Origin of the sequence: Streptomonospora nanhaiensis, assembly GCF_013410565.1 — a bacterium.
GTDB lineage: Bacteria > Actinomycetota > Actinomycetes > Streptosporangiales > Streptosporangiaceae > Streptomonospora > Streptomonospora nanhaiensis.
In genome coordinates, this window is the sequence record NZ_JACCFO010000001.1 from 2,540,242 (window position 1) to 2,562,957 (window position 22,716).

At 76.3% G+C, this 22,716-nt stretch carries 19 protein-coding genes; 8 read left to right on the plus strand and 11 right to left on the minus strand.

Annotated elements, in window-relative coordinates; genetic code table 11:
* Positions 1-26 precede the first annotated feature (26 nt).
* The 3 genes from kdpB to HNR12_RS11015 all read left to right on the plus strand — a co-directional run bounded on the left by kdpB (position 27) and on the right by HNR12_RS11015 (position 3,461).
* Positions 27-2,084: a potassium-transporting ATPase subunit KdpB gene (gene kdpB, locus HNR12_RS11005; protein WP_179770543.1), complete on the plus strand. Its 2,058-nt coding sequence runs from the start codon at positions 27-29 to the stop codon at positions 2,082-2,084.
* A 1-nt stretch (position 2,085) separates the two neighbouring features.
* The gene (gene kdpC, locus HNR12_RS11010; protein ID WP_179767401.1) at positions 2,086-2,664 is read left to right on the plus strand and encodes a K(+)-transporting ATPase subunit C; all 579 of its coding nucleotides are present in this window, start codon (positions 2,086-2,088) and stop codon (positions 2,662-2,664) included.
* 86 nt (positions 2,665-2,750) lie between these two features.
* Positions 2,751-3,461 carry a response regulator transcription factor gene (locus HNR12_RS11015; RefSeq protein WP_179767402.1) on the plus strand — a complete coding sequence of 237 codons (711 nt, stop codon included), beginning with the start codon at positions 2,751-2,753 and terminating at the stop codon, positions 3,459-3,461.
* A gap of 21 nt (positions 3,462-3,482) precedes the next feature.
* Here HNR12_RS11015 and HNR12_RS11020 read toward each other — a convergent pair whose 3' ends face one another.
* Positions 3,483-4,466 carry a LysR family transcriptional regulator gene (locus HNR12_RS11020; protein WP_179767403.1) on the minus strand — a complete coding sequence of 328 codons (984 nt, stop codon included), beginning with the start codon at positions 4,464-4,466 and terminating at the stop codon, positions 3,483-3,485.
* 164 nt (positions 4,467-4,630) lie between these two features.
* Here HNR12_RS11020 and HNR12_RS11025 point away from each other — a divergent pair, with 164 nt between their 5' ends.
* On the plus strand, positions 4,631-5,539 hold the full coding sequence (locus HNR12_RS11025; RefSeq protein WP_179767404.1) for a serine hydrolase: 909 nt from the start codon (positions 4,631-4,633) through the stop codon (positions 5,537-5,539).
* Positions 5,540-5,729: 190 nt separating this feature from the next.
* Positions 5,730-6,713, plus strand: coding sequence for an MBL fold metallo-hydrolase (locus HNR12_RS11030; RefSeq protein ID WP_179767405.1), 984 nt, complete (start codon positions 5,730-5,732; stop codon positions 6,711-6,713).
* Positions 6,714-7,172: 459 nt separating this feature from the next.
* Here the strand turns inward: HNR12_RS11030 and HNR12_RS11035 are convergent, their stop codons facing one another.
* From HNR12_RS11035 to HNR12_RS11070, 8 genes are all read right to left on the minus strand, one after another.
* Positions 7,173-10,175 (minus strand): DEAD/DEAH box helicase family protein, encoded by a 3,003-nt coding sequence (locus tag HNR12_RS11035; protein ID WP_179767406.1) that lies wholly within the window; start codon positions 10,173-10,175, stop codon positions 7,173-7,175.
* A gap of 1,214 nt (positions 10,176-11,389) precedes the next feature.
* Positions 11,390-12,385: a zinc-binding dehydrogenase gene (locus tag HNR12_RS11040; RefSeq protein ID WP_179767407.1), complete on the minus strand. Its 996-nt coding sequence runs from the start codon at positions 12,383-12,385 to the stop codon at positions 11,390-11,392.
* A gap of 124 nt (positions 12,386-12,509) precedes the next feature.
* On the minus strand, positions 12,510-13,010 hold the full coding sequence (locus HNR12_RS11045; RefSeq protein WP_179767408.1) for a metallophosphoesterase family protein: 501 nt from the start codon (positions 13,008-13,010) through the stop codon (positions 12,510-12,512).
* Positions 13,011-13,289: 279 nt separating this feature from the next.
* Positions 13,290-14,261, minus strand: coding sequence for an NADP-dependent oxidoreductase (locus HNR12_RS11050; RefSeq protein WP_246425053.1), 972 nt, complete (start codon positions 14,259-14,261; stop codon positions 13,290-13,292).
* Positions 14,262-14,341: 80 nt separating this feature from the next.
* Positions 14,342-15,136, minus strand: coding sequence for an SDR family NAD(P)-dependent oxidoreductase (locus HNR12_RS11055; RefSeq protein ID WP_179767409.1), 795 nt, complete (start codon positions 15,134-15,136; stop codon positions 14,342-14,344).
* A gap of 281 nt (positions 15,137-15,417) precedes the next feature.
* Positions 15,418-15,855 carry an Hsp20/alpha crystallin family protein gene (locus HNR12_RS11060; protein ID WP_274613982.1) on the minus strand — a complete coding sequence of 146 codons (438 nt, stop codon included), beginning with the start codon at positions 15,853-15,855 and terminating at the stop codon, positions 15,418-15,420.
* A 290-nt stretch (positions 15,856-16,145) separates the two neighbouring features.
* Positions 16,146-17,114, minus strand: a complete 969-nt coding sequence (locus tag HNR12_RS11065; protein ID WP_179767410.1) for a TIGR03557 family F420-dependent LLM class oxidoreductase — start codon at positions 17,112-17,114, stop codon at positions 16,146-16,148.
* Positions 17,115-17,284: 170 nt separating this feature from the next.
* Positions 17,285-17,683, minus strand: a complete 399-nt coding sequence (locus HNR12_RS11070) for a DUF2267 domain-containing protein (protein WP_179767411.1) — start codon at positions 17,681-17,683, stop codon at positions 17,285-17,287.
* Positions 17,684-18,266: 583 nt separating this feature from the next.
* On the opposite strand from HNR12_RS11070, the gene HNR12_RS11075 reads away from it, so the two are divergent.
* Positions 18,267-19,328 carry a hypothetical protein gene (locus HNR12_RS11075; RefSeq protein ID WP_308118926.1) on the plus strand — a complete coding sequence of 354 codons (1,062 nt, stop codon included), beginning with the start codon at positions 18,267-18,269 and terminating at the stop codon, positions 19,326-19,328.
* Positions 19,329-19,452: 124 nt separating this feature from the next.
* Here HNR12_RS11075 and HNR12_RS11080 read toward each other — a convergent pair whose 3' ends face one another.
* On the minus strand, positions 19,453-20,682 hold the full coding sequence (locus tag HNR12_RS11080; RefSeq protein ID WP_217782888.1) for an FAD-dependent monooxygenase: 1,230 nt from the start codon (positions 20,680-20,682) through the stop codon (positions 19,453-19,455).
* A gap of 153 nt (positions 20,683-20,835) precedes the next feature.
* On the opposite strand from HNR12_RS11080, the gene HNR12_RS11085 reads away from it, so the two are divergent.
* A complete protein-coding gene (locus tag HNR12_RS11085; protein WP_179767413.1) occupies positions 20,836-21,486 on the plus strand; it encodes a TetR/AcrR family transcriptional regulator in 651 nt (216 codons plus the stop codon).
* A gap of 34 nt (positions 21,487-21,520) precedes the next feature.
* On the opposite strand, the gene map is transcribed toward HNR12_RS11085, so the two are convergent.
* Positions 21,521-22,303 (minus strand): type I methionyl aminopeptidase, encoded by a 783-nt coding sequence (map, locus tag HNR12_RS11090; protein WP_179767414.1) that lies wholly within the window; start codon positions 22,301-22,303, stop codon positions 21,521-21,523.
* Between the two features lie 66 nt (positions 22,304-22,369).
* Between map and HNR12_RS11095 the strand changes: the two genes are divergently transcribed.
* Positions 22,370-22,672, plus strand: coding sequence for a helix-turn-helix transcriptional regulator (locus tag HNR12_RS11095; protein WP_179767415.1), 303 nt, complete (start codon positions 22,370-22,372; stop codon positions 22,670-22,672).
* The last annotated feature ends 44 nt before the right edge of the window (positions 22,673-22,716 follow it).

A 22,716-nucleotide genomic window follows, 5' to 3' on the forward strand; every position in this document is an offset into this window, starting at 1 on the left:
CCGGCCGCCCGGACCGGCGGCGCCCGCTGCTGCCCGAGCCGGCGGTCCTGCGCCAGGCCCTGCTCGGCAGCGTCACCAGGCTCGACCCGCGCGTGCAGGCCCGCAACCCGGTCCTGTTCGTCGTCCTGGTCGGCAGCGCCCTGTGCACCGTGCTGTTCCTGCGCGACCTGGGCTCGGCCACGGCCGCCGAGAACGTCTTCAACGGCCTGGTCGCGCTGTTCCTCTGGTTCACCGTGCTCTTCGCCAACTTCGCCGAGGCGCTGGCCGAGGGCCGGGGCAGGGCGCAGGCCGCGAGCCTGCGCCGGGTCCGCGCCGACACCGCGGCCCGGCGCCGCCTGCCCGACGGCACCACCGAGGAGGTCCCCGCCACGGCACTGGCCGTGGGCGACGTGTGCGTCGTGGCCGCCGGCGAGGTGATCCCCGGCGACGGCGACGTCGTGGAGGGCGTGGCCAGCGTGGACGAGTCGGCGGTCACCGGGGAGTCCGCGCCGGTCATCCGGGAGTCCGGCGGCGACCGCTCGGCGGTGACCGGCGGCACCCGCGTGCTCTCCGACCGGATCGCGGTGCGGATCACCGCGCCGCCCGGCGCCACCTTCCTGGACCGGATGATCGCGCTGGTGGAGGGCGCCGAGCGCCGCAAGACGCCCAACGAGGTCGCGCTGAACATCCTGCTGGCCGGGCTGACGGCGGTGTTCCTGCTGGCCGTGGTCACCCTCCAGCCGTACGCCGTCTACTCCGGCGCCCGCCAGGAGGTGCTGGTCCTGGTGGCGCTGCTGGTCTGCCTGATCCCCACCACCATCGGCGCGCTGCTGTCGGCCATCGGCATCGCCGGCATGGACCGGCTGGTGCGGCGCAACGTGCTGACGATGTCGGGCCGCGCCGTCGAGGCGTCCGGCGACGTCGACACCCTGCTGCTGGACAAGACCGGCACCATCACCCTGGGCAACCGGCACGCCGCCGCCCTGGTCGCCATGCCCGGCGTGGACGAGGGCGACCTGGCCCGCGCCGCCCACCGCTCCAGCCTGGCCGACGAGACGCCCGAGGGCCGCTCCATCGTGGAGTTCACCCGCGGCGCCGCCGCACCGGCCGGCGCCGGCGCCGAGGAGGACCTGGAGCCGGTCCCCTTCACCGCCCGGACGCGGATGAGCGGGGTGGACGGCGCGCGGACGCGCATCCGCAAGGGCGCGGTGGACGCCGTGGCGGCGTGGGTGCGCGAGTGCGGCGGCACCGTGCCCGGCGACCTCGCCGACGCGGCCGCGCGGATCGGCGCCGAAGGCGGCACCCCGCTGGCGGTGGCCGAGGCCGCCGCGCCGGGGGCCGGCGGCGCGCGGGACGGCGCTGCGGCCCGGGTCCTGGGGGTCGTCCACCTCAAGGACGTGGTCAAGCCGGGCATGCGCGAGCGCTTCGACCGCATGCGCGCGATGGGCATCCGCACGGTCATGGTCACCGGCGACAACCCGCTCACCGCCCGCGCCATCGCCGAGGAGGCCGGCGTGGACGGCTTCCTCGCCGAGGCCACGCCCGAGGACAAGCTCGCGCTGATCCGCGAGCACCAGCGCGGCGGCGGGCTGGTGGCCATGACCGGCGACGGCACCAACGACGCGCCCGCCCTGGCGCAGGCCGACGTCGGCGTGGCCATGAACACCGGCACGCAGGCCGCCAAGGAGGCCGGCAACATGGTCGACCTGGACTCCGACCCCACCAAGCTCATCGAGGTGGTGGAGATCGGCAAGCAGCTGCTGATCACCCGGGGCGCGCTGACCACCTTCTCCATCGCCAACGACGTCGCCAAGTACTTCGCGGTGATCCCGGCGATGTTCGCCGGGGTGCTGCCGCCGCTGGACGCGCTCAACGTCATGGACCTGGCCTCGCCGCGCTCGGCGATCCTGGCGGCCGTGGTGTTCAACGCGCTGGTCATCGTCGCGCTGATCCCGCTGGCGCTGCGCGGGGTGCGGTTCCGGCCCCTCTCGGCGGCGGCGATGCTGCGCCGCAACCTGCTGCTCTACGGCGTGGGCGGGCTGATCGCCCCCTTCGCCGGCATCAAGCTCATCGACATGATCGTCACCGCACTGGGGGTCTCCTGACATGCGCCGCGCACTGCGCCAACTGCCCTCGGCCCTGGGCATGCTGCTGGTGTTCACCGTGCTGACCGGGCTGCTCTACCCGCTGGCGGTCACCGGCGCCGCCCAGGCGCTGGCCGGCGACCGGGCCGACGGCTCCCTGGTGGTGCGCGACGGCCAGGTGGTGGGGTCCCGGCTGCTCTCGCAGCCGTTCACCGACCCCGGCTACTTCCACCCCCGCCCCTCGGCGGTCGACCACGACGCCGCCCACAGCGGCGCCAGCCAGCTCGGCCCCACCGACCCCGGCCTGCTCGCCGACATCGACGCCCGGGCCGTGGCCTACCGTGAGGAGAACGGGCTGGCCCCGGACGCGCGGGTGCCGGTGGACGCCGTCACGGCCTCCGGCTCCGGGCTGGACCCGCACATCTCGGTCGCCAACGCGCGGCTGCAGGCGCCGCGGGTGGCGCGGGAGCGCGGCCTGGCCGAGTCCGAGGTCCTGCGCCTGGTCGAGGAGCACACCCAGGGCCGCTGGGCGGGCGTCCTCGGCGAGGACGGGGTCAACGTGCTGGAGCTGAACCTCGCCCTGGACGAGGAGGCCGCCTGAGCGCGCCGAGCGCCCGCCCCGGCCGGGGCGGGCGCTCGGGCGGGGCGCGGTGCGGCGCGGGGGCGCCGCGAGGAGGGGACGACACGATGAGCGTGGCCGGGCGGGTGCTGGTCGTCGACGACGACCCGCGCATCCGCAAGGCGCTGGAGGTCAACCTGCGCGCCCGGGGGTATGCCGCCGACCTCGCGGCGACCGGCGACCAGGCGCTGCGGATCGCGGCGCGGCGCCACCCCGACGTGGTCGTGCTCGACCTGGGCCTGCCGGGCATGGACGGCCTGGAGGTCGTGCAGGGGCTGCGCGGGTGGAGCACGGTGCCCATCGTGGTGCTCTCGGGCCGCGACACCGAGGCGGCGAAGGTGCGCGCCCTGGACCTGGGCGCCGACGACTACGTCACCAAGCCCTTCGCCGTGGACGAACTGTTCGCGCGGCTGCGGGCGGTCATGCGCCGCGCGGTCATGCCCGAGGGCGGCGGGGTGGTGGCCACCCCGGACTTCACGATCGACTTCACCGCGAAGGAGGCGACGCGCGGCGGCGAACCCGTGCGGCTGACCCCGCGCCAGTGGAGCATCGTGGAGGTGCTGGTCCGCAACACCGACCGGCTGGTGACCCACGAACAGCTGCTGCGCGAGGTGTGGGGGCCGGCCTACGTCAAGGAGACCAACTACCTGCGGGTCTACATGACCCAGATCCGGCGGCGCCTGGAGCCGGTGCCCTCGCGGCCGCGCTACTTCACCACCGAGCCGGGCATGGGCTTCCGGTTCCGGCTGCCGCCGGAGGCCGCACGGGACGGGGCCTGAGCCGCCGACCGCGCCGCGCCGTCAGAAGGGGAAGCCCGCACCGCCCGCCCCCTGCTCGGGCGGGGTGTAGACGACCGACCACGGGCGCTCGGCCGGGCCGATCGGCGGCGCGGGCGGCTCCGGCGGGGCCAGCAGGCCGATCGCCACCCGCGCGAACTGCGCCGCGGCCGGGTGCGGCGCGTGCCGCGGCCAGGCGGCGCCGATCCGGCGCACCAGCGGGCGGCCCTTCAGCGGCCGCCAGGCGGCGCGGGGCTCGCGCCGCGCCAGCGCCTCGGGCTCCAGCGCCACGCCGCGGTCGGCCAGCACCAGCCCGAGCAGGAACTCCGGGTTGCCCGCGTGGCGCACCCGGGCGGGGCTGAAACCGGCGGCGCGGCAGGCGTCCAGCAGGTGGTCGTAGGCGCCCGGCGCGGTGGCGCGGGGGAAGGCGACCAGGTCGTGGCCGGCGAGGTCGGCCGGTGCGACCTCGGCCGACCGCGCCAGCGGCGAGGTGCGCGCCAGCACCGCGCCCAGCGGGATGTCGGCGGTGGGGCCCAGGTGCACGTCGGGGGCCTCGACCGGATGGTGCAGCAGGCCAACGTCCAGCTGGGCCGCCGCCAGCAGCCGCACCTGCTCGGCGGTCGTCAGCTCCTGGAGGTCCACCTCCAGGCCGGGCGCCCGCTCCGCCAGGGCCTCCAGCAGCGCCCGCAGCACCGGCGCGGGGGTGTCGGCGGGCACCCCGGCGCGCAGCGCGCCCAGCTCGCCGTCGCGGGCCTTGCGCATCACCGTGCGCAGCCGCTCCTCGCGCAGCAGCAGCGCGCGGGCCTCGTCGCACAGCAGCCGGCCGGCGGGGGTGAGCTCGATGGCGCGGCGCGACCGGTCGAACAGCGCCACCCCCAGTTCCCGCTCCAGGCGCTGGATGGACTGGCTGAGCGGCGGCTGGGCGATCCCCAGCGCCTCGGCGGCGCGGCCGAAGTGCATCTCCTCGGCCACGGCGAGGAAGTGGCGCAGGTGGCGGGACAGGTCCACGGCGCCCCAGCCTAGCCGCGCCCATAGCCGTTCGGCTATCGGTCGCCGGCGCCGCACCCGGCGGCCGGTGGCGGTGCCCGACGGTGCCCGACGGCCGGTGGCGGTGCCCGGTGGGAGGACGGGTGGCGGGCGGTGGGCGGCGCCGAGGCGCTAGCGTGGCCCGCGTGTCGATCCAGGAGCGGTTGGCGGCGGTGTTCGCCGAGACCGGAGTCACCGCGAAGCTGCACGCCCGCGACCTCGACGGCGGCGGCGAGATCGCCTGGCACGCCGACGACCAGGTGGTGATCGCCTCCATCTTCAAGGTGCTGCTGGTGCTGGAGTTCGCCCGCCAGGCCCACGCCGGGCAGCTCGACCCCGCCGAGCGGGTGGTGGTGGGCGCCGCCGACCGGCTGGGCGGGTGGGGCACCGCCGGCTACGCCGATGACGTCGAGATGTCGCTGCGCGACCTCGCCTACTCCGCGATCCAGGTCAGCGACAACACCGCCGCCGACGTGCTGCTGCGCCGGGTGGGCCTGGACACCGTGCGGCTGCTGGCGGCCGAACTGGGCCTGGAGCGCACCCGGATCATCGGCGGCCCGCGGCAGGTGCTGGAGATGATGCTGGCCGACGTTGGCGCGCGCGACTACCGCGAGTTCGCCCGGGTCTTCCCCACGCTGCCCGAGGAGCGCATGCGCCGCCTGCGGGTGTTCGACCCCGACCGCACGACCTCCAGCACCGCGCGCGACATCACGCGGCTGCTGGAGCTGGTCTGGCGCGACGCGGCGGGCCCCGCACCGGCGTGCGCGGCGGTGCGCGGCTTCCTGGCCCAGCAGATCTTCTGGACCCGCATCGCCTCGGGGTTCCCCCCGGCGGTGCGGGTGTCGGCCAAGACCGGCACGCTGCCCGGCCTGCACATGGAGGCCGGGGTCGCCGAGTACCCCGACGGCGGCCGGTACGCGGTCGCGGTGTTCGCCGCCACCCCCACCGTCAAGTCCGACGCCCGCCGCCTGGACGTGGACCTGGCCATCGGCCGGGCCGCGCGCACGGCGGTGGAGGAGCTGCGCTCGGTGTCCGGCCGCGCGCCCGCGGCGTGACGCCGGGCGGTTTTCGCGCCCTCTCCCCCGGTCGGCGGCGGCCGCCGCCAGGTCTCATACGCGTCCGCGTATGAGAGGTGCGGGCGTCCGGTCTTGGACGCGGCGGCCGCCGCGCTGGTTGGGTCGTCCCCGCGCGGCCACCGCACCGCCGGACCGCGCCACCCGCCACCGAACCGACTGGGGGAGATCCATGTCCGCACTGGACCGCCGACGCTTCCTGCGCACCGCCGGGGCCGGGACCGCCCTGGCCTCGCTGCTGGGCGCCGGGGCCGCCGGAACCGCCGCGGCCGCCGCCGACACCGCGCCCGCGCCCGCGCCGCGCGCCCGCCGGCACAGCACCACCGCCCGGCTGCGCTGGCTGGGCACCTCGGGCTGGCGCCTGGAGGCAGCGGGCGCCACCCTGCTGGTCGACCCCTACCTGTCCCGCTACCCCACCGGCCTGTTCACCGGGAAGTTCGACCCCACGACGGGGCTCAAGGTGCGCAAGGACGTGGTCGACCGGCACATGGGCGACCCGTCGCTGATCCTGGTCACCCACTCCCACTGGGACCACTTCAACGACGTGCCCTACATCGCCAAGAGCACCGGCGCGCGGGTGGTGGGCACCTCCACCACGGCGCACCTGGCCCAGGCCATGAAGGTCGACACCGCCCAGCTCAGCGCGGTCAAGGGCGGCGAGGTCTTCGACTTCCCCGAGTTCGTGGTGGAGGTCGTGCCCTCTCTGCACAGCCGCAACGGCAACTACTCCATGGCGTTTCCCGGCTCGGTCTCCGCGCCGCCCGCGACCGAACCGGCCACGATCGCCGACCTGCCCGAGGGCGACACCCTGTGCTTCCAGGTGCGGGTCAAGGGCGGCCCCTCGATCTTCTTCATGGGCGCCAGCGACTTCGCCGAGCGCAGCGTCGCGGGCCTGACACCCGACGTCGCGATGATCGCGCTGCCCTCCAGTTCGGCCACCCACGACTACGTCCCCCGGCTGATCCGCGCGCTGGGCAAGCCGCCCACCGTCGTGCCGGTGCACTGGGACGACTTCGAGGTGCCGCTGAAGAACCCGCCGGTGGACGCCACCGGCGAGGCCATGGGCCCCGAGGAGTTCGCGGCCAAGGTCGAGGAGGTCGCGCCGGGCACCAAGGTCGTCATCCCGGAGTACCTGACCCCCTACACCTTCGGCTAGTCCGGAGAGGGCCGTCCGCCAGGGCCTCGCGCGGCGGGCGGATGGTGCCCGCCCTCACCGCTCGCACCGCGCGGCCCCGGGCGGGGCCCCGGCCGGCCCACCCGCCGGAGACCGCCGACGGAGGTCACCCGGCGCCCGGCGGTGGGGCGCGGGCGCGGGCCCGCGCAGGGGCTCGGCCCGCCCTTACCGCACCGCGCCCCCGGAACGAACGTCCCCCGGCGAGCCGGCCCGCCGGGGACGCCAGGGGGCGCCAGGGCGCGCGCACGAGCTCCGCTGGCTACCGGCGGCCGGGAATTCCCGATGGACCGTCGCGAGGCCCAACCCGGCCGGGCCCGGCGCTGAGCCCTCCGGGCGGCCGTTCGAACCGCCCGGCCCCGGCGGGATCCGGGCGGCCCGGGCGGCCCGGGTCCCGCCTGGGTTTGGGCCGCCCGGGCCGTCCGGCCGTAAGCGCAGGCCGGCTCACCACCAGGTCAGGCGGCTGGTGGTGGCCACCGGAACGGGTGTCGCCGCGCCGGGTTCCGCCCGCAGGGCCGGGGCTTGGGCGGCCAGGGCCCCCGACACCGACACCCCGGCCGACACCCAGCGCCGCCACGCCTGCTCGAACGCCGCCAGGCGGGCGTGGTCGCGGGCGAAGACCGCCGGAACCGCGTGCGCGGCCACCCGGTTGTAGGGCGCCTCGTAGCGCAGCCAGGCGGCGGCCAGGCCGCGCTCGCCGCCCGGGTGGCCCTCCGGCGCCACCTCATAGCGCGCGATCAGACGGCGCGGGGTGCCGGTGACCGGCGACAGCACCTCGTCCAGGGCCGCCCGGAAGCGCTCGGCCGCCTCGGGCCCGGCCCCGGTGAGGGTCACGCGGTAGCTGCCGTCGCGGTCGACGTGCAGCCGCACGCCCTCGGCGCCCGCCTCGGACTGCCCGGTGGCGGCGAGCGCGTCGGCCACGGCGCGGGCGAACGCCACCACGCCGGGCGGCCGGGCGGCCTCCCGCACCAGCCGCGTCGCCGCGGCCAGGCGCGCGCGGCGCACGACGAGCCGCTCCACGGCCGCCAGCGCGGCCGGTGCGGCCACCACCGCCCCGGTGATCAGGCCCAGCGCCAGGCAGAACAGCGCGACGCAGGCGGCGGCCAGCGCGCCCAGGACCGCCGAGGCGGGGGTGGGCGCCTGCGAGGGGCGGTCGGCGGGGTCGGCGTCGCGCATGGCGATCCCCCACTGCGCGGGAACGGCGCCCGGCGGCCGGACCTCGGCGTCCTCGGGCACGGAGCGGGTCCACTCCGGCGCCGCGCCCGGCAGCGGCGACACCCGCAGGGTCGGCAGCACCTCGTCGCGGTAGGGGGTGCCCACGCGCCAGCGCTCGCGGGTGCCGAGGCGGTCCTCGGCGCGCGCGAGCATGCGGGCGTTGACGGCGTCGAACGCCTCGGCGGGCGGCGGGTGGAACGGCGAGAACGTCGGATCCACGTGGGCGACGCCGTTCATCACCTCGCCCTCGGGGTCCACCGCCAGGTAGCCCTCGTGCTTGCGGACGAACCGCTCCCAGTCCCCGGCGCCCTGCGGGTGGTCGGGGCTCACGCACACCACCGTCCAGGTGTGGGCGGTCTTGCCGGGGCGCTCGGGATCGAGCCGCAGCGCGCGCCCGCGCCCCTGCACCACCGCCGTGGGGGTGGTGGCGGTGGTCAGGTCGATCACGGTGTTCACGGCGGGCGCGTCCCAGCCCTCGCCGAGCATGCCGCGCGTGCCCACGAGCACCTGGCAGCCGCCCTCGGTGAAGTAGGCGGTGGCCAGCCGGACCCAGGTGCGCGACCCCCACTCCCCCTCCACGCGCACCAGGTCCGCCTCGCGGGCGCCGATGCCCAGGACGGTGTCGGCGCCGCCGCTGACGGCGGCCAACTCCAGACCGGGGCGGCGCCGGCGCACCCAGGCGATGAAGTCGGCGGCGACCTCGGCGGTCGTGGCGACGGTGCGCCCGGTCACCAGCATCGGGCGCAGCGGCCGGGTGCGCACGTCCTCGCCCAGCAGCACCAGGCACTCCCAGGCCGAGCCGGCCTCGTCGGCGAGCACGCCGCGCAGCCGTGCGGAGGGGCGGGCGCCCTCGCGCTCGTGGTCGCACAGCACCAGGGCGCGCAGTTCATCGCCCATGGCGGCCGACTCCACCGCCGCGATCTCGACGGTGGCCCGCGCCTTGGCCGCGCTGCGCGCCAGCACCCGGTCCACCGGCGACCGGCCGGTGCGCACGCCGCGCCGGGTGAGCTGGTAGCCGACGGCGGGCAGCGCGGCGCGGACGCGCTCGAACGCCTCGGCGTTGGCGGCGGGGCGGCCCGGTCCGGGCAGGAGGTGGCGGCGGGCGTAGTCGTTGAGCAGCGCCATCCAGTCGGCCACGCTCGGGGCGGTGCGGTGCCGCTCATGGAGGCGCGCGCCCTCGGGCGGCGGCACGTGGCCGGCGTGGTGCAGGCGCAGCAGCGCGTCGGCGAGGTCGGGCTCGGCCGCCGCCGACTCCGGCCAGGACCGCCGCTCGCCGGTGTCGGGGTCCACGCCCTCCACGAAGCGGGTGTGCAGCCAGGAGCGGAAGTCGGGCTCGGCGAACCCGGGGGCGAGCAGGTCGGTGCACAGCTCGCTGAAGCGCAGGCCGTTCTCGGCGAGGTAGTCGCGCTCCACGGCGGTGGGGGCGGCCAGCCAGGCCAGCTCGGCGAAGGGGGCGAGGTAGCCGTCGCGCACCAGCGCGGGGATGGAGGCGCCGTGCACGGGCGCCCCGAACAGGCCGGTGACCAGCGCGGACTCGGTGCGGGTGAGCGTGGTGGGCGGGGTACCGGTGAGGCCGATGACGTGCGCCCGCGCGTCCAGCTCTGCCAGGATCTCGGCGAGCAGCCGCCCCCAGACCTGGAGCAGGTGGTGGCACTCGTCGAGGACGATCGTCAGCGGCCCGGCACCGCGCAGGGCCTCCACCAGGGCGGCCCCGTTGGGGTGCAGCCGGCCGAGCAGGCGCCGTCCAGGGCTCTGGGGGACGGGTGGGGTGCCGGGTGGGACGTCGGACCGAGCATCGGTCTCAGTTTCGGGCTGGGTGTCGGTCCGACTATCGGGGTGGGTGGTGGTCCGGGAGTCGGTTCCCGCGTCGGCGTCGGCGTCCGGGTCGAACACCGCCAGGGACTGGTAGGTCAGCACGTTGACCGCGTCCGTCAGCTCGCGCGAGGTCCCGGCACGAGCGCCGCCGGGGCGCTCGAAGCGCTCCCACTCGGCGACCCACTGGCCCTGGATGGCGGTATTGGGCACGAGCACCACGGTGCGGGCGCCGAGTTCACGCGCGGCCTCCAGCCCGACCAGGGTCTTTCCGGCACCGGGCGGCAGCACCACCCACGCACGCGGCTCGCCGGAGGCGAACCGGTTGCGCAGGCGCTCCAGCACGTCGCGCTGGTAGGGGCGCAGGGTGCCGGGCCAGCGCGCGTCGCCGATCACCGTCGGCGCGTCGGCCGCCGTCATGGCCCACCCCGTCCCGTCCGCGCCTCCGGGCGGCCGGAGCCACTGCGGCACCCGCCCGCTGTCCACGATCGGGGCCAGTATGCCGCCGCCCCCGCACAGGGGTCGAGCGCGGGGACCGCCCAAGAGAGGACGGCGGACGGTTGGGCCGAGCGGCCACCGGTCCGGGGTCAGGGGTGCGGGGGCGGCGGGGCGTCGAGGGCGGCCGATGCTGCGGGTCAGCGGTTTCCGAGCTGCGAGGCGGATGGCCCAGGCGGCGACAAGGGCAGGGGGCAAGCAGGGCCCAGGCCCGCGACCACCGCCGATCGGGGCGGATGGCCGGGGCGGCGGCGAGGGCGGCCGGTGGCCAGGGCGGCGGCCACCGGCCCGGGGGTCAGGGGTGGGGGAGGCGACGGGGCGGGGAGGGCGGCCGGAGATGCGGGTCAGCGTCTTCCGTGATGCGGGCGGGCGGGTGGCTGCGGTGAGCGATGCGGCACCAAGGCAACCGGACGGCCCGGCGGGCGCGCCCGGCCCCGGAAGGCGGCGGCCCTTCGCGGCTCCAGTGGCGGGGGCAGCGGCAGGGCCAGGTCCTGCGCCCGCCGGTACCGCCACGAGTGCGCGGCGGCGTGCCCGCCGGAGCCCCGAACCGGACATAAGGGAGCACGAACCCCCTGCGATCTCACAGGGCGAGACGAAAACCGGGCCTTTCACGACGACCTGGCATCCCCGGTCGCCCCTATGACCGCCAGTGCGAGATCGCCGCCCCAAGAAACGGGCATCGCGGGCATATGGCCACGGCGCCGCACCCTGCCGTCTCACCATGTGGTCACCCTGGCGTTCACGGCGCCCCTCAGTGGCCCCCTCCACCTCCTTTCGGGGGGACGAAACGGGCAATCCATCACGAAACATCACTCCGAATGCCGACGATGTGCGGATTCCGTCTCCGTCACCCGTCCATTGGAAGCTTCAGCGCCCAACGGCCGGGTGGCTCCGGCCACGCGCCCACTTGGGCCGCCCCTGCCCCTGCCGACCACCAGCCATTCGGCCGCCGCACGAACGGATGTACAGCTCCGGCGACCGCCCGCCGTCGCCTCCTCAGCCATCCGCCCCGAGGACCGGTGGGCGCGGGCCGAACCCCCGCCCGCCCTCGCCGCCCCCGACACCACCCCCACCACCCACCCCCAGAACCGATGGGCGCCGCCGCCCCGGAACCGCCCCTGGTGGGGTCTTCCGCTCGTCTAGGCGGGCGCGGCAGCCTCGTCGACGATCAGCAGGGTCTTGCCGACCACCGCTCGGGCCTCCATCGCGGCGTGGGCCTCGGCCGCTTGTTCCAGGGGGAGGGTGGCGCCGATCAGCGGGGTCAGCCGCCCGGCCGCGGCCTCCTCCAGGGCCCGCCGGGTCCACTCGTGGGCGCCGGCGCCGAAGCCGAAGAGCTGCGACAGCGGCAGGACCGTCACGCCCCGTTCGGCGGCCTCCTCCGGCGCGACCTCGGTGGCGGCTCCGCTGGAGGCGCCGTGCACGGACAAGCGGCCGCCCCGCGCGACCAGGCCGAGCGCCGCGCGGCCGATCTCTCCGCCGACCCCGTCGAAGACCAGGTCGAACCCCGCTCCGCCCGTGGCCGCGCGGGCCTCCTCCGTCCAGCCCGGCAGCGAGTAGTCGACCACCGCCTCCGCGCCCAGCTTGCGCACGGCCGCCAGCTTGGCCTCGCCGCGCGCCGCGCCGACCACCCGCGCGCCGGCCGCGCGGGACAGCTGCACCAGCAGGCTGCCCAGCCCGCCCGCCGCGGCCTCCACCAGCACGTACTCGCCCGGACGGACGCCCGCGCCCTCGACCAGGCCGATCGCCGTGCTGCCGTCGCTCTGCAGGGCGGCGGCATCGGCGAACGACACGCCGTCGGGGATGGGGATCAGCGACGCCGCCGCGGCCACGGCGCGCTCGGCGTTGGCACCGCCCACCCCGGGGGTGCGGCCCAACACGCGGGTGCCCACCAGGTCGGCGGACACCCCCTCCCCAACCGCCAGCACCCGCCCGGCCACCCCGCTGCCGGGGGTGTAGGGCACCGCGGGCAGCGGCGGGCCGGGCGTGACCCCGCGCCGCAGCTGCGTCTGCACGAAATCGATCGGCGCGACCACCACGGCCACGACCACCTCGCCGGACCCGGGCCGGGGTTCGGGCACCTCGCGCACCCGCAGCACCTCGGGCCCGCCGTACTCCTCCACGACCACAGCACGCATGTCGGCTCTCCTCGCCTCCACCGGCGCCCGGCGCGGGCGCGTCCGACCACGAGCCTGCAACCTCAACTCATGTTGAGGTCAACCCGTTGTGACGGAGGACGCACCCCGCCCCGCCCGAGCGGGGTCATCGGCGGTCGACCCGATGGAGGCGCACGTCGCGCAGTCGGCCGTCGGCGGCCGTGGCGGTGAGGTAGGTGTGGTGCGGCTGGCGGCGGCGGTCGGTAGGCGATCCGGGATTGAGCAGCCGCAGACCGGTGGGCGCGGTGGTGTCCCACGGGATATGGGAGTGGCCGAAGACCAGCACGTCGACGTCGCCGAACCGCTCGGCCATGCGCTTCTCCCGGCCCGCGGCCGGACCGGTCTCGTGGACCACGGCCAGCCGCACGCCCTCCACCTCCGCGCGGGCGACCTCGGGCAGGCGGGCGCGCAGGTCGGGACCGTCGTTGTTGCCGTGGACGCCGATCAGTCGGCGGGCGCGGGCCTGGAGGTCGGTGAACGAGTCCAGGTCGCACCAGTCCCCGGCGTGCACCACCACGTCGGCGCGCTCGACCTCGGCCAGCACCTGGTCGGGCAGCGTGCGGGCGCGGCGCGGGATGTGGGTGTCGGAGATGATCAGCAGCCTCATCGCCGCCCACCCTAGCCTCCGCCCGCGCGCGGGCGCGGGCGGCGCACCCGCGGCTCCACGGAATCCCTCGGCCGATCCGACGCGACGGGACCGGGCACGGCGGGACAGGCCCGGGACCGGCCAATCCGGCTCGACGGCTCCGGCTCGATCGATCCGGGTCTGCGGATCCGGCCCGGCCGATCCCGCCCCAGCGGCCCGCCGGACGGGTGGGCGCCGGGTACGGCGGCCGCCGACCCGGCACGCGTTCCGGGTACGGCGGCCTCCGGCGATGGCAGGGCCTCAGCCGCCGGCCACGTCCACGACGATCTTTCCGGTGGTGTGGCCGGTCTCCCCCGCGCGGTGCGCGTCGGCGATCCGGCTGAGCGGGAACACCTCGCTGATGTGCGCCTTGAGCAGGCCACGCGACACCAGGTCCGCCACGGCCGACATCCCGGCGTGGTCGTGCTCCACGAGCATGGCCGCCGCCCGCATGCCCCGCTCGCGGGCCCGGGCGATCGCCTCCTCCTGCCCGACGGGCAGGGTCGTGACCAGGGTGCCGCCCGGGCGCAGCGTGTCCAGCGACCGCACCCCGTAGTCGCCGCCCACGGTGTCCAGCACGACGTCGAGCCCGTCCAGTTCGGCCGCGAAGTCCACCGCGCGGTAGTCGATCACCTCCTCGGCGCCCAGGCCGAGCACGAACTCGTGCTTGCCTTCGCTGGCGGTGCCGACCACGCGGGCGCCGCGGGCCACGGCGATCTGCACGGCCAGGTGGCCCACGCCCCCGGCGGCCGCGTGGACGAGCACCCGCTGGCCCTCGGCGAGTCCGGCGGTGTCGACGAGCGCCTGCCAGGCGGTCAGCGCGGCCAGCGGCACGCCGGCGGCCTCGACGTGCCCGATGCCGGCGGGCTTGCGGACCAGGGCGCGCGTGGGCGCGGTGACGTAGTCGGCGAAGGAGCCGGCGCCGTGCGGGTAGGGCAGCATGCCGAAGACCTCGTCGCCGGGTTCGAACAGGGTCACGCCGATCCCCACGCGCTCCACGACGCCGGAGACGTCCCAGCCCAGCACATAGGGCGGGTCGCCGAGGAACCGGCGGCCGGAGCGGTGCTTCCAGTCGGTGGGGTTGAGGCCGGCGGCGTGCACGCGCACCAGGACCTGGGAGGGGCCGGGTTCGGGGACCGGGCGCTCGGTCAGCCGCAGGACCTCGGGACCGCCGAAGCGGTCCTGGGAGACGGCGCGCATGACGGCGGGCCGGTCGGTGTGTTGCGAAGTCATGCCCCCAAGGCTGCCCGGCCCGCCGCCGCGAGGCCAGCACCGCCCCCGGCGGCGCGCGACGCGGACGCCGGCGCGCCCGCCTAGGGGAGGATGGAGTCGACGTAGCCGCCGTCGACCCGGACGGCCGCCCCCGTGGTGGCCGCGGCCTGCGCGGAGCTGAGGTAGACCACCATGTTGGCGATCTCCTCGGGCTCGATCAGCCGGCCCAGCAGCGACTGCGGCCGGTGCTCGCGCATGAAGGCGCGCTGGGCCTCCTCCCACGGCAGGTCGCGGTCGACCAACTGGTAGACGAAGTCCTCGACCCCGCCGGTGTGCGTGGGCCCCGCGATGACCGAGTTCACCGTGACCCCGGTGCCCGCGGCCTCCTTGGCGAAGCCGCGCGCCACCGCGAGCAGCGCCGTCTTGGACATGCCGTAGTGGATCATCTCGGCGGGGATGACCACGGCGGAGTCGCTGGCGATGAACTGCACCCGCCCGAAGCCGCGCTCCATCATGCCCGGCAGGTAGGCCCGGGTCAGCCGCACGCCCGCCAGGACGTTGACCTCGAAGTAGCGCCGCCACTCGTCGTCGGAGATCTCCAGAGCGGGCGCGGAGCCGAAGACGCCGAGGTTGTTGACGAGGATGTCCGCCTCGGGCAGGGCCGCGACCGCCTGCGCGGCGCCGTCCTCGGTGGCGACGTCGGCCGCCACGGCCACCACCTCGGCGCCGGGGACCTCGGCGCGCAGCCGCGCCACGGCCTCCTCGACCCGGGCGGCCGTGCGGCCGTTGACCCCCACGCGGGCGCCCGAGCGGGCCAGGCCGCTGGCGATCGCCTCGCCGATCCCCTGGGTGGAGCCGGTGACCAGTGCCGTCCTGCCGCTGAGGTCGAGTCGCATCGCGCGCCTTTCGTCGTCTCCGGGTGCGTGGCGGTGCGCCGAGCCGGTCCTCCGCGCACCGGACCCCATCGTGGCAATGCGGCGGCGCCGGGGGCGGCACGCCACGCGCGGGCCGGCTGTGAGGACGCCCACCCATCTCCCGGTCCCCTCCTCCCGCCCCCGCGCGCGGGGGCGGGGCGGACACGCCGGAGGGCGGCGCCGCGCGGGCGCCGCCCTCCGGCAGAGGCGACCGGTGCCCGGCGCGGAGCGGCCCGCTCCGCGCCGGGCCGGCGCCGGGGGCGTCAGGCGCCGATCTGGCGCGCCTGCCCGCTGCCGCCGGCGGCGATGCTGATCTTGCGCGGCTTGGCCTGTTCGGCGACCGGGATGCGCAGCGTCAGCACGCCGTCGGTGTAGTCGGCCGCGATGTTGTCGGTGTCGAGCGTCTCGCCCAGGAAGAGCTGCCGGGAGAAGGATCCGTAGGGGCGCTCGGTGACCACCGTGTCGCGGCCCTGGGAGTCGGCGGGACCGGGGCGCTCGGCGCGGACGGTCAGCACGTTGCGCTCGACCTCCAGGTCGATGGAATCGGCGCGGACACCCGGGAGGTCGAAGGAGACGACGAAGGTGTCGCCCTCGCGGTAGGCGTCCATCGGCATGGCCGCCGGTCGGCCGGCGGTGTCGTCGAGGAGCCGCTGGGCGAGGCGGTCGAACTCCCGGAAGGGGTCGGTACGCATCAGCATCATGGTCACCTCCTGTTTGCTCAGCAAACCTGATGCGTCGACACTCAACTTTGTTGCCGACCTTCCGCGCGGATAAACATCCGCGCCCCCGATTTTTCCGCGCCTGTCGGACCGCGATCCCGGCCGCGGCCAGGGCCGACGCCCCGCACGGCACCGGCCCGGCCACCGGGTGCGGCGGCCGGGCCGGGGTGCCCGCGGGCACGGCGATGCGGCGAAGGCGGTGCGGCGGGCGCGCGTGGGGCGGACGCGGGCTCAGAACGGCTCAACCGGCGCCCCGGGCGGCGCGGGCGCGGCTAGCGGCGGTCCGCGCGGACGCGCGGGATCACCTCGTCGGCGTAGAACCGGAAGAAGCCGTCCTGGTCCGGGCCGATCTGGCTGACATAGACCTCGTCGGCGCCCGCCTCGTAGTACGGGCGGATCGCGGCCAGGTGCGCCTCGGGGTCGGGCCCGCACGGCACCTGCGCGGCGACCCGCTCCTCGGTGATCAGCTCATCGGTGACCTGGCGGAAATGCCGGGGCAGCGGCAGGATCTGCGAGGTCTCCCCGGGGAGGGCGTCGTTGGGCCACTGCCGCCGGGCCAGCGCCCGCGCCCGCGCGGCGTCGGGCCCCCAGCAGACGTGCAGGCCGCCCTGGACGGGCTTGCCCTCGCCCCCGCTCGCGCGGAACTCGCGCACGGTGTCCTCGGCGGGCCCCATGACGATGAGCCCGTCCGCGATCCGGCCCGCCGTGTCGGCGGCCTTGGGACCGAAGGCCGACATCAGCACCCGCGGCGGCCGCTCCGGCAGCGTGTAGATCCGGGCGCCGTCCACGGTGTAGTAGGTCCCTCTGCGCGAGACCAGCCGACCGGTCCACAGCTCGCGCATCAGCCCGACAGCCTCTTCGAGCATCGCCAGCCGCTCGGGCGCCGAGGGCCAGGGGTCGCCGAAGATGTGCTCGTTGAGCGCCTCGCCGGTGCCCACGCCCAGCGCGAAGCCGCCGGGCAGCAGGGCGCCGGTGGTGGCCGCGGCCTGCGCCACGATCGCGGGGTGGATCCGCCTGATGGGGCAGGTGACGGCGGTGGTCACCGGCAGCGGGACGGCCTCGCCGATGGCGCCGATCACCGACCAGACGAACGACGCCTGGCCCTGCCGGTCCAGCCAGGGATGGTAGTGGTCGGAGATCCAGAGCCCGTCGAACCCGGCCTCGTGGGCCATGCGCGCCTGGCGGACGAGTTCGCGGGGCGGATGCTGCTCGGTCGACAGGAAGTACCCGATGCGCGGCACGGCTCTCCTCGGTGTGGTCGGCTGGCGTGGTCGGCCCCCGGCCGGGGCCCGGCCGGGGTCGGGGCCGGCGGTCCGGGGCCCGACGCCGCGCGGGCGGCGGGCGCGCGGGCGCGGCGGCCCGCTGTCGCACCGCCGCGCCGCCGTCCCCCGGGCGCCGCCGGGGGGCGGGCTCAGGTGCCGCCGCTGCTGCCCGCGAGCGTGAACCGCCGCAGGTCCTCGGGCAGTCCGCCGCGCACCTTGGGCATCACGTTGGTGGTGGCGTCGTCCAGCACCTCGAAGACCGCGCGGGCGGCGAAGGACGCCTGCGAGCGGTCGGCGTGGGCGCGTACGGCGACCCGGTCGACGAACTCGTCCTGGCCGAAGCGCTCGGTGGGGTCGTACTGGTCGGTGACGCGGCGCACGTTCTCGCCGATCTCCTGCGGGAGCTGCGCGGCGAGGTCGTCGGCGAGGTCGGGGTTGATCCGCTCGGCGACCGTCTCCAGCGTGGCGCGGGTGAACGCCTCGGCGGCCCCGCGGCTGTCCAGGCGGGCGCGGGCCTGCACCTGTCCGATGAACGCGTCGTGCTGCATGTCGCCCTCCAGTCCGTCGCGCGTGCGTACTGGTCTGCGTACTGCTCTGCTCTGCGTGCCGATGGCACTCGCGCCCGGCGCGGCGACCGGGCGGTCCGTCCTCCACCGGGTCCGCTACCACGCGGGCGGCGGGGTATGCGCGGCGGCGCGCACGGGCCGGGCCGGTTTCCCACGCGGTGCCACCGGTTAGCCGCGCGGGTGGGAGTCGTCTCGCCGAGGGCGGGGCGCGGACCGGAGCCCGCGGGCGCGCGGCGGCGGAGCGCCGGGGCGGGGCCGGCCCGTTCCACGCGGACCGGCCCCGGTGTCCGGCATCTGCTCATACGCCTTACCTCCAGGCAACGGAGGCATCGCCATCGTAGGAGTGGCGTGTGACAATTTCGGTGAAGGCGCCGCAGCACCGCACCCCTGGCGGGCCTGACGCGGAACCGGCCGGTCCGCGTACCGGCGGCCGGCGCCGCGCCGGCCCCACCCCGGTGTACCCCTGGCGTTCGTCCGCCGATCGCCTCCCGGCGGTAGCTTCTGCGCGCGCAAGTTCGAGGAATGGGAGTAGCCCGTGGCACAGCGGCTTGTCCTGCACATAGGTGTGCAGAAATCCGGAACGACGTATCTGCAGCAGATGATGCAGGACCGCACGCGCGAACTGGCCGCGATCAACGTCCTGTACCCGGTTCCGCCCCGCATGCGCTCCGAGGGCGGGCGGCTCAACCACCACGAGACCGCCACCTACGGCCTGCTGGGCACCGAGTACCCGTGGGTGAGCGAGGAGCGGGCCGCCAAGGAGAAGGCCTGGTGGGCCAGTCTGCGCAAGCAGGTGCGCGACTGGTCGGGCACCGCGGTCGTGTCGGCCGAGGCGCTGTCGGTCGTGCGCGCCGACGCCGCGCGGCGCACCGTCGAGGAGTTCGGGGTGCCGGAGAACACCGACGTGTTCATCACCGGGCGCGGGCTGGGCCGGCTGCTGCCGTCGGTGTGGCAGCAGCACGTCCGCAACGGCCACGCCACCAGCTACGACCGCTATCTGCGCCAGCTCGCCCAGCAGCGCGACCGGGGATGGGCGGAGCTGGAGGAGGACCCCAGGACCCACCTGTGGCGGGCCTTCGCGCTGGGCAGGCTCGCGCAGCGGTGGGCCGGGATCGTGGGCCCCGACCGGGTGACCCTCATCACCAACCCGGGCTCGCCCGCCGACCGGCTCTGGCACCGCTTCCTGGAGGCGGTCCAGCTGGGCGACACGTCGGGACTGCCCGCGCCCGACACCGCCACCACCGTGCACAGCGGGGTGACGGCGCCCGAGGCCGAGGTGCTGCGGTCGGTCAACGGCAACCTCGTGGACGCGGGCATGGACCGGCCTTCGGCCCGCCGGCTGCGGTCGCAGGTGATCGAGGGGTTCGCCGCGCGCGAGAAGCGGGGACCGCGCCTGGGCGTCCGCTCGGGGTTCCGCGACCGGGTGGCGGGGTGGAGCCAGGAGGACATCGCCGATCTGCACGAGTCGAAGGTGCGGATCGTCGGTGACGTCGCCGAACTCCACTACGACCCCGAGGCCGAGCCGGCCGAGCCCACCCCCGCCGAGATCGCCGAGGCCGCCGGCGTGGCCGTGCGCGCGGCGGCCGACTGGACGCCGAGCCCGCGGGAGGCGGCGAAGACCCGGTAGCCCGCGCGGCACCCGGCCCAGCGCCGGTCAGCTCCCTACGCCCCACGGCGGCCCCGGACCCCGGGGCCGCCGCGTGCGTCGCGGGGTGCGCGGCGCCGGCGGGCGGCCGCCGCCCCGCCTCCCATCAGGGGCCCGCGGGCGGGGCCACCGGGTACTCGCGCACGGGGAAGCGGGCCAGCTGGGTGGAGACCCGGTTCTCGCCGCCCAGAAGGCGCGCGCTCACGGCGGCGGGCAGGCGGGGCAGGGCGCTCAGCATCCACCCGGCCAGGCGGACCTCCAAGGGCGAGCGGGGCACCAGGGTGCGCATCGCCCGGGGGCCGAACCCGCGGCTGCGGGCCACGTAGTCGCCGATCTCGGCGGTGTAGCCGGCGAAGGCGGCGCGGTGGTCGCCCTCCGCCGCCGCGAGGTGGCCGGCCAGCACGTAGGCGGCGACGAACGCCACCGTGGTGCCGCCGCCCACGGCCGGGCCGGGCGCGTACCCGGCGTCGCCCACCAGCGCGGTGCGGCCGCGCCACCACTCCGCCATGCGGATCTGGCTGATGGAGTCGAAGTAGAAGTCGGCGGCGCCGCCGGCCTCCTCCAGCAGGCGGGGCACCTGCCAGCCGTCGTCGGCGAACATCTCCCGCAGCAGGCGCAGCTGCGCCTCGGTGTCGCGGTGGTCGAACGGCACCTCGGCGTGGCGGCGGAGGAAGACCGCGCGGGCGTCGCCGGTCTGCCAGACGGGGTAGAGCCCCACCAGCCGGTCGACGGCGTTGTACACCACCATGCGCCCGCTGAGGCCGAGGTGGTTGGGCACGGTGAAGGCGCTGAGGTAGCCGCCGAGGAAGTGCCGGTGGCGCTCCTCCGGGCCGAACACCAGCCGGCGCACCTGGGAGTGCAGGCCGTCGGCCCCCACCACCAGGTCGAACCGGCGCGGCGCGGCGTGCTCGAAGGCGACCTCGACGCCGCCGGGGTCCTCGCGCAGCGCGCTGATGGAGTCGCCGAACACGTACTCGACGTCGTCGCGCGTCGCGGCGTGCAGGATGCGGGCCAGTTCGCCGCGCAGCACCTCGACGTGGCGGTCGGCGGACTCCGCGGCGAGCCCGCCCAGGTCGACCTCGACCGGGCGGCGGCCGGGCCGCTCCAGGGTGAGCCGCGCGGTGCCGGTGGCGGCCGCGCGGACCTCGTCGAGCACGCCCATGCGCTCGGCGATCTCCACGGCCGGCTCGAACAGGTCCACGGCGTGGCCGCCGGTGCCCATGCGGAGTTCGGGCGTGCGCTCGACCACGACCGGGTTGTGGCCGCGGCGGCGCAGCCAGTAGGCCAGGACCGGCCCGGCCACGCTGGCCCCGGAGATCAGCACGGTCAGCCCCACGGTGTCCTCCTCGTTGTTTACTTACCGGAAGGTAAACGTAAACGGCGGCGAAGACCTCCGTCAATGGTTTACTTTCCGGTAGGTAAAAGAATCCGCCCCCGCTGGGGGCGCACTACGCTCAATGCGTCAAGACGACCGAGGAGGACCGCCCAGGTGCCACGAGCGCGCAGCAGCGAGACCCGCGAGCGGATCCAGGCCGCCGCCCTGGACCTGTTCAGCGAGCAGGGGGTGCAGCGGACGAGCCTGCGGGAGATCGCCGAGCGGCTGGGGCTGACCAAGCCCGCGCTGTACTACCACTTCCCCTCGCGCGAGGAGCTGGTGCGCAGCCTGGTCCAGCCGCTGATCGACGAGATCGAGGAGCTGATCTCCCGCGACGAGGCCGCCGGTGCCACCGACCCCCGCGCGCTGCTGGGCGGCTACTTCGACGCCAGCTGCCGCCACCGCCGGGTGACCGCCCTGGTCGCCCGCGAGCTGGCGACGCTGTCGTACCTGGACCTGGGCGCGCGGGTCATGGACTGGCGGCGGCGGCTCATCGCCCTGCTGGCCGGGCCCGACGCCGACCTCACCGCGCAGAGCCGCGCGGTCACCGCCATCGGCGGACTGTCGGACTGCCTGGTGTTCTTCGGCGACGCCGACCCCCGGGAGCTGCGCCCGGCGGTGCTGACGGCCGCCCTGTCGGCCCTCGGTGTGGAGAACCCGGAGGGCCCCGAGGCCCCGCCCGGGTCCGCGCGCCGGCGGCCTTCGGAGCGGGGGCCGGAGGGGGCCGCCGGCCCGGCCGGCGACGGGGCGGGGGCCGCGCCCTGACCGCGGGGGCGGCCCCGCGGGCGCGGCCCCGGTGTCACGACCGCACCCGGCTCGGCAGGGTGAGGATCTCGGCGCCGTCGTCGGTGATGGCGATGGTGTGCTCGCTGTGCGCGGTGCGGCAGCCCGTCGCGCTGCGCAGGGTCCACCCGTCGGCGTCGGTGACCAGCTGCGCGGTGTCGGCCATGATCCACGGCTCCAGCGCCAGCAGCAGCCCGGGGCGCAGCCGGTAGCCGCGGCCGGGCCGCCCGGTGTTGGAGATGTGCGGCTCCTGGTGCATGGTCGACCCGATGCCGTGGCCGCCGAACTCGGTGTTGACCGGGTAGCCCGCCTCGCGCAGGACCGAGCCGATGGCGTGGGAGATGTCGCCCACACGGGCCCCGGGCGCGGCGGCGGCGATGCCGGCGGCCAGCGCGCGCTCGGTGGTCTCGATCATCGCCACGCTCTCGGGCGGCCGCGACTCGCCCACGATGAAGCTGATGGCGGCGTCGGCGGCGACCCCGCCCTTGGAGACGGCGAGGTCGAGGGTCAGCAGGTCGCCGTCGGCCAGCGCGCGGTCGTAGGGCCGCGCGTGGAGCACGGCGTCGTTGACGGCCGTGCAGATGTAGTGGCCGAACGGCCCGCGGCCGAAGGAGGGCGCGTAGTCGACGTAGCAGGACTCCGCTCCGGCCTCGACGATCATGTCGCGCGCCCACCGGTCGATGTCGAGCAGGTTGGTGCCGACCGCGCAGCGGTCCTTCAGGGTGTGCAGGATGCGGCCGACCAGGGCGCCCGTCTCCTTCGCCTGGGCCAGTTCGGCGGGTTTCAGGATCTCGATCATGCGGCGCCCCTCTCAGTGGTCCAATAACAATACCGGCCATACTATGCCGGTACTACAATCGCCGTCATGGTCAGACTGCCGCTCACTCCCGACGAGGTCGAGCGCGGGCAGCGCCTCGGCGCCCTCCTGCGTCGCGCCAGGGGGAACCGCTCGATTCTCCAGACCGCGCTCGACGCCGGCGTCTCGCCCGAGACCCTCCGCAAGATCGAGACCGGCCGCGTGGCCACCCCCGCCTTCCCGACCATCGCCGCGGTCGCCGACGTCCTCGGCCTCTCCCTCGACGCGGTGTGGGCCGAGGTCACCCGGCCCGAGCGCGGCTCCGAACCGGTCGGCTCCGCCGACACCGCGGCCGCGCGGCTGGCCTCCTAGGCGCGCGGCGGCCCGGCCGCCGATCCGCCGCCCGCGCCCCCGGC

Coding starts and splice junctions, on each gene's coding strand:
- kdpC (WP_179767401.1), top strand. CDS start 2,086: ATGCGCCGCGCACTGCGCCAACTGCCCTCGGCCCTGGGCATGCTGCTG.
- HNR12_RS11015 (WP_179767402.1), top strand. CDS start 2,751: ATGAGCGTGGCCGGGCGGGTGCTGGTCGTCGACGACGACCCGCGCATC.
- HNR12_RS11030 (WP_179767405.1), top strand. CDS start 5,730: ATGTCCGCACTGGACCGCCGACGCTTCCTGCGCACCGCCGGGGCCGGG.
- HNR12_RS11035 (WP_179767406.1), bottom strand. CDS start 10,175: ATGACGGCGGCCGACGCGCCGACGGTGATCGGCGACGCGCGCTGGCCC.
- HNR12_RS11040 (WP_179767407.1), bottom strand. CDS start 12,385: ATGCGTGCTGTGGTCGTGGAGGAGTACGGCGGGCCCGAGGTGCTGCGG.
- HNR12_RS11045 (WP_179767408.1), bottom strand. CDS start 13,010: ATGAGGCTGCTGATCATCTCCGACACCCACATCCCGCGCCGCGCCCGC.
- HNR12_RS11050 (WP_246425053.1), bottom strand. CDS start 14,261: ATGACTTCGCAACACACCGACCGGCCCGCCGTCATGCGCGCCGTCTCC.
- HNR12_RS11055 (WP_179767409.1), bottom strand. CDS start 15,136: ATGCGACTCGACCTCAGCGGCAGGACGGCACTGGTCACCGGCTCCACC.
- HNR12_RS11060 (WP_274613982.1), bottom strand. CDS start 15,855: ATGATGCTGATGCGTACCGACCCCTTCCGGGAGTTCGACCGCCTCGCC.
- HNR12_RS11070 (WP_179767411.1), bottom strand. CDS start 17,683: ATGCAGCACGACGCGTTCATCGGACAGGTGCAGGCCCGCGCCCGCCTG.
- map (WP_179767414.1), bottom strand. CDS start 22,303: ATGATCGAGATCCTGAAACCCGCCGAACTGGCCCAGGCGAAGGAGACG.
- HNR12_RS11095 (WP_179767415.1), top strand. CDS start 22,370: ATGGTCAGACTGCCGCTCACTCCCGACGAGGTCGAGCGCGGGCAGCGC.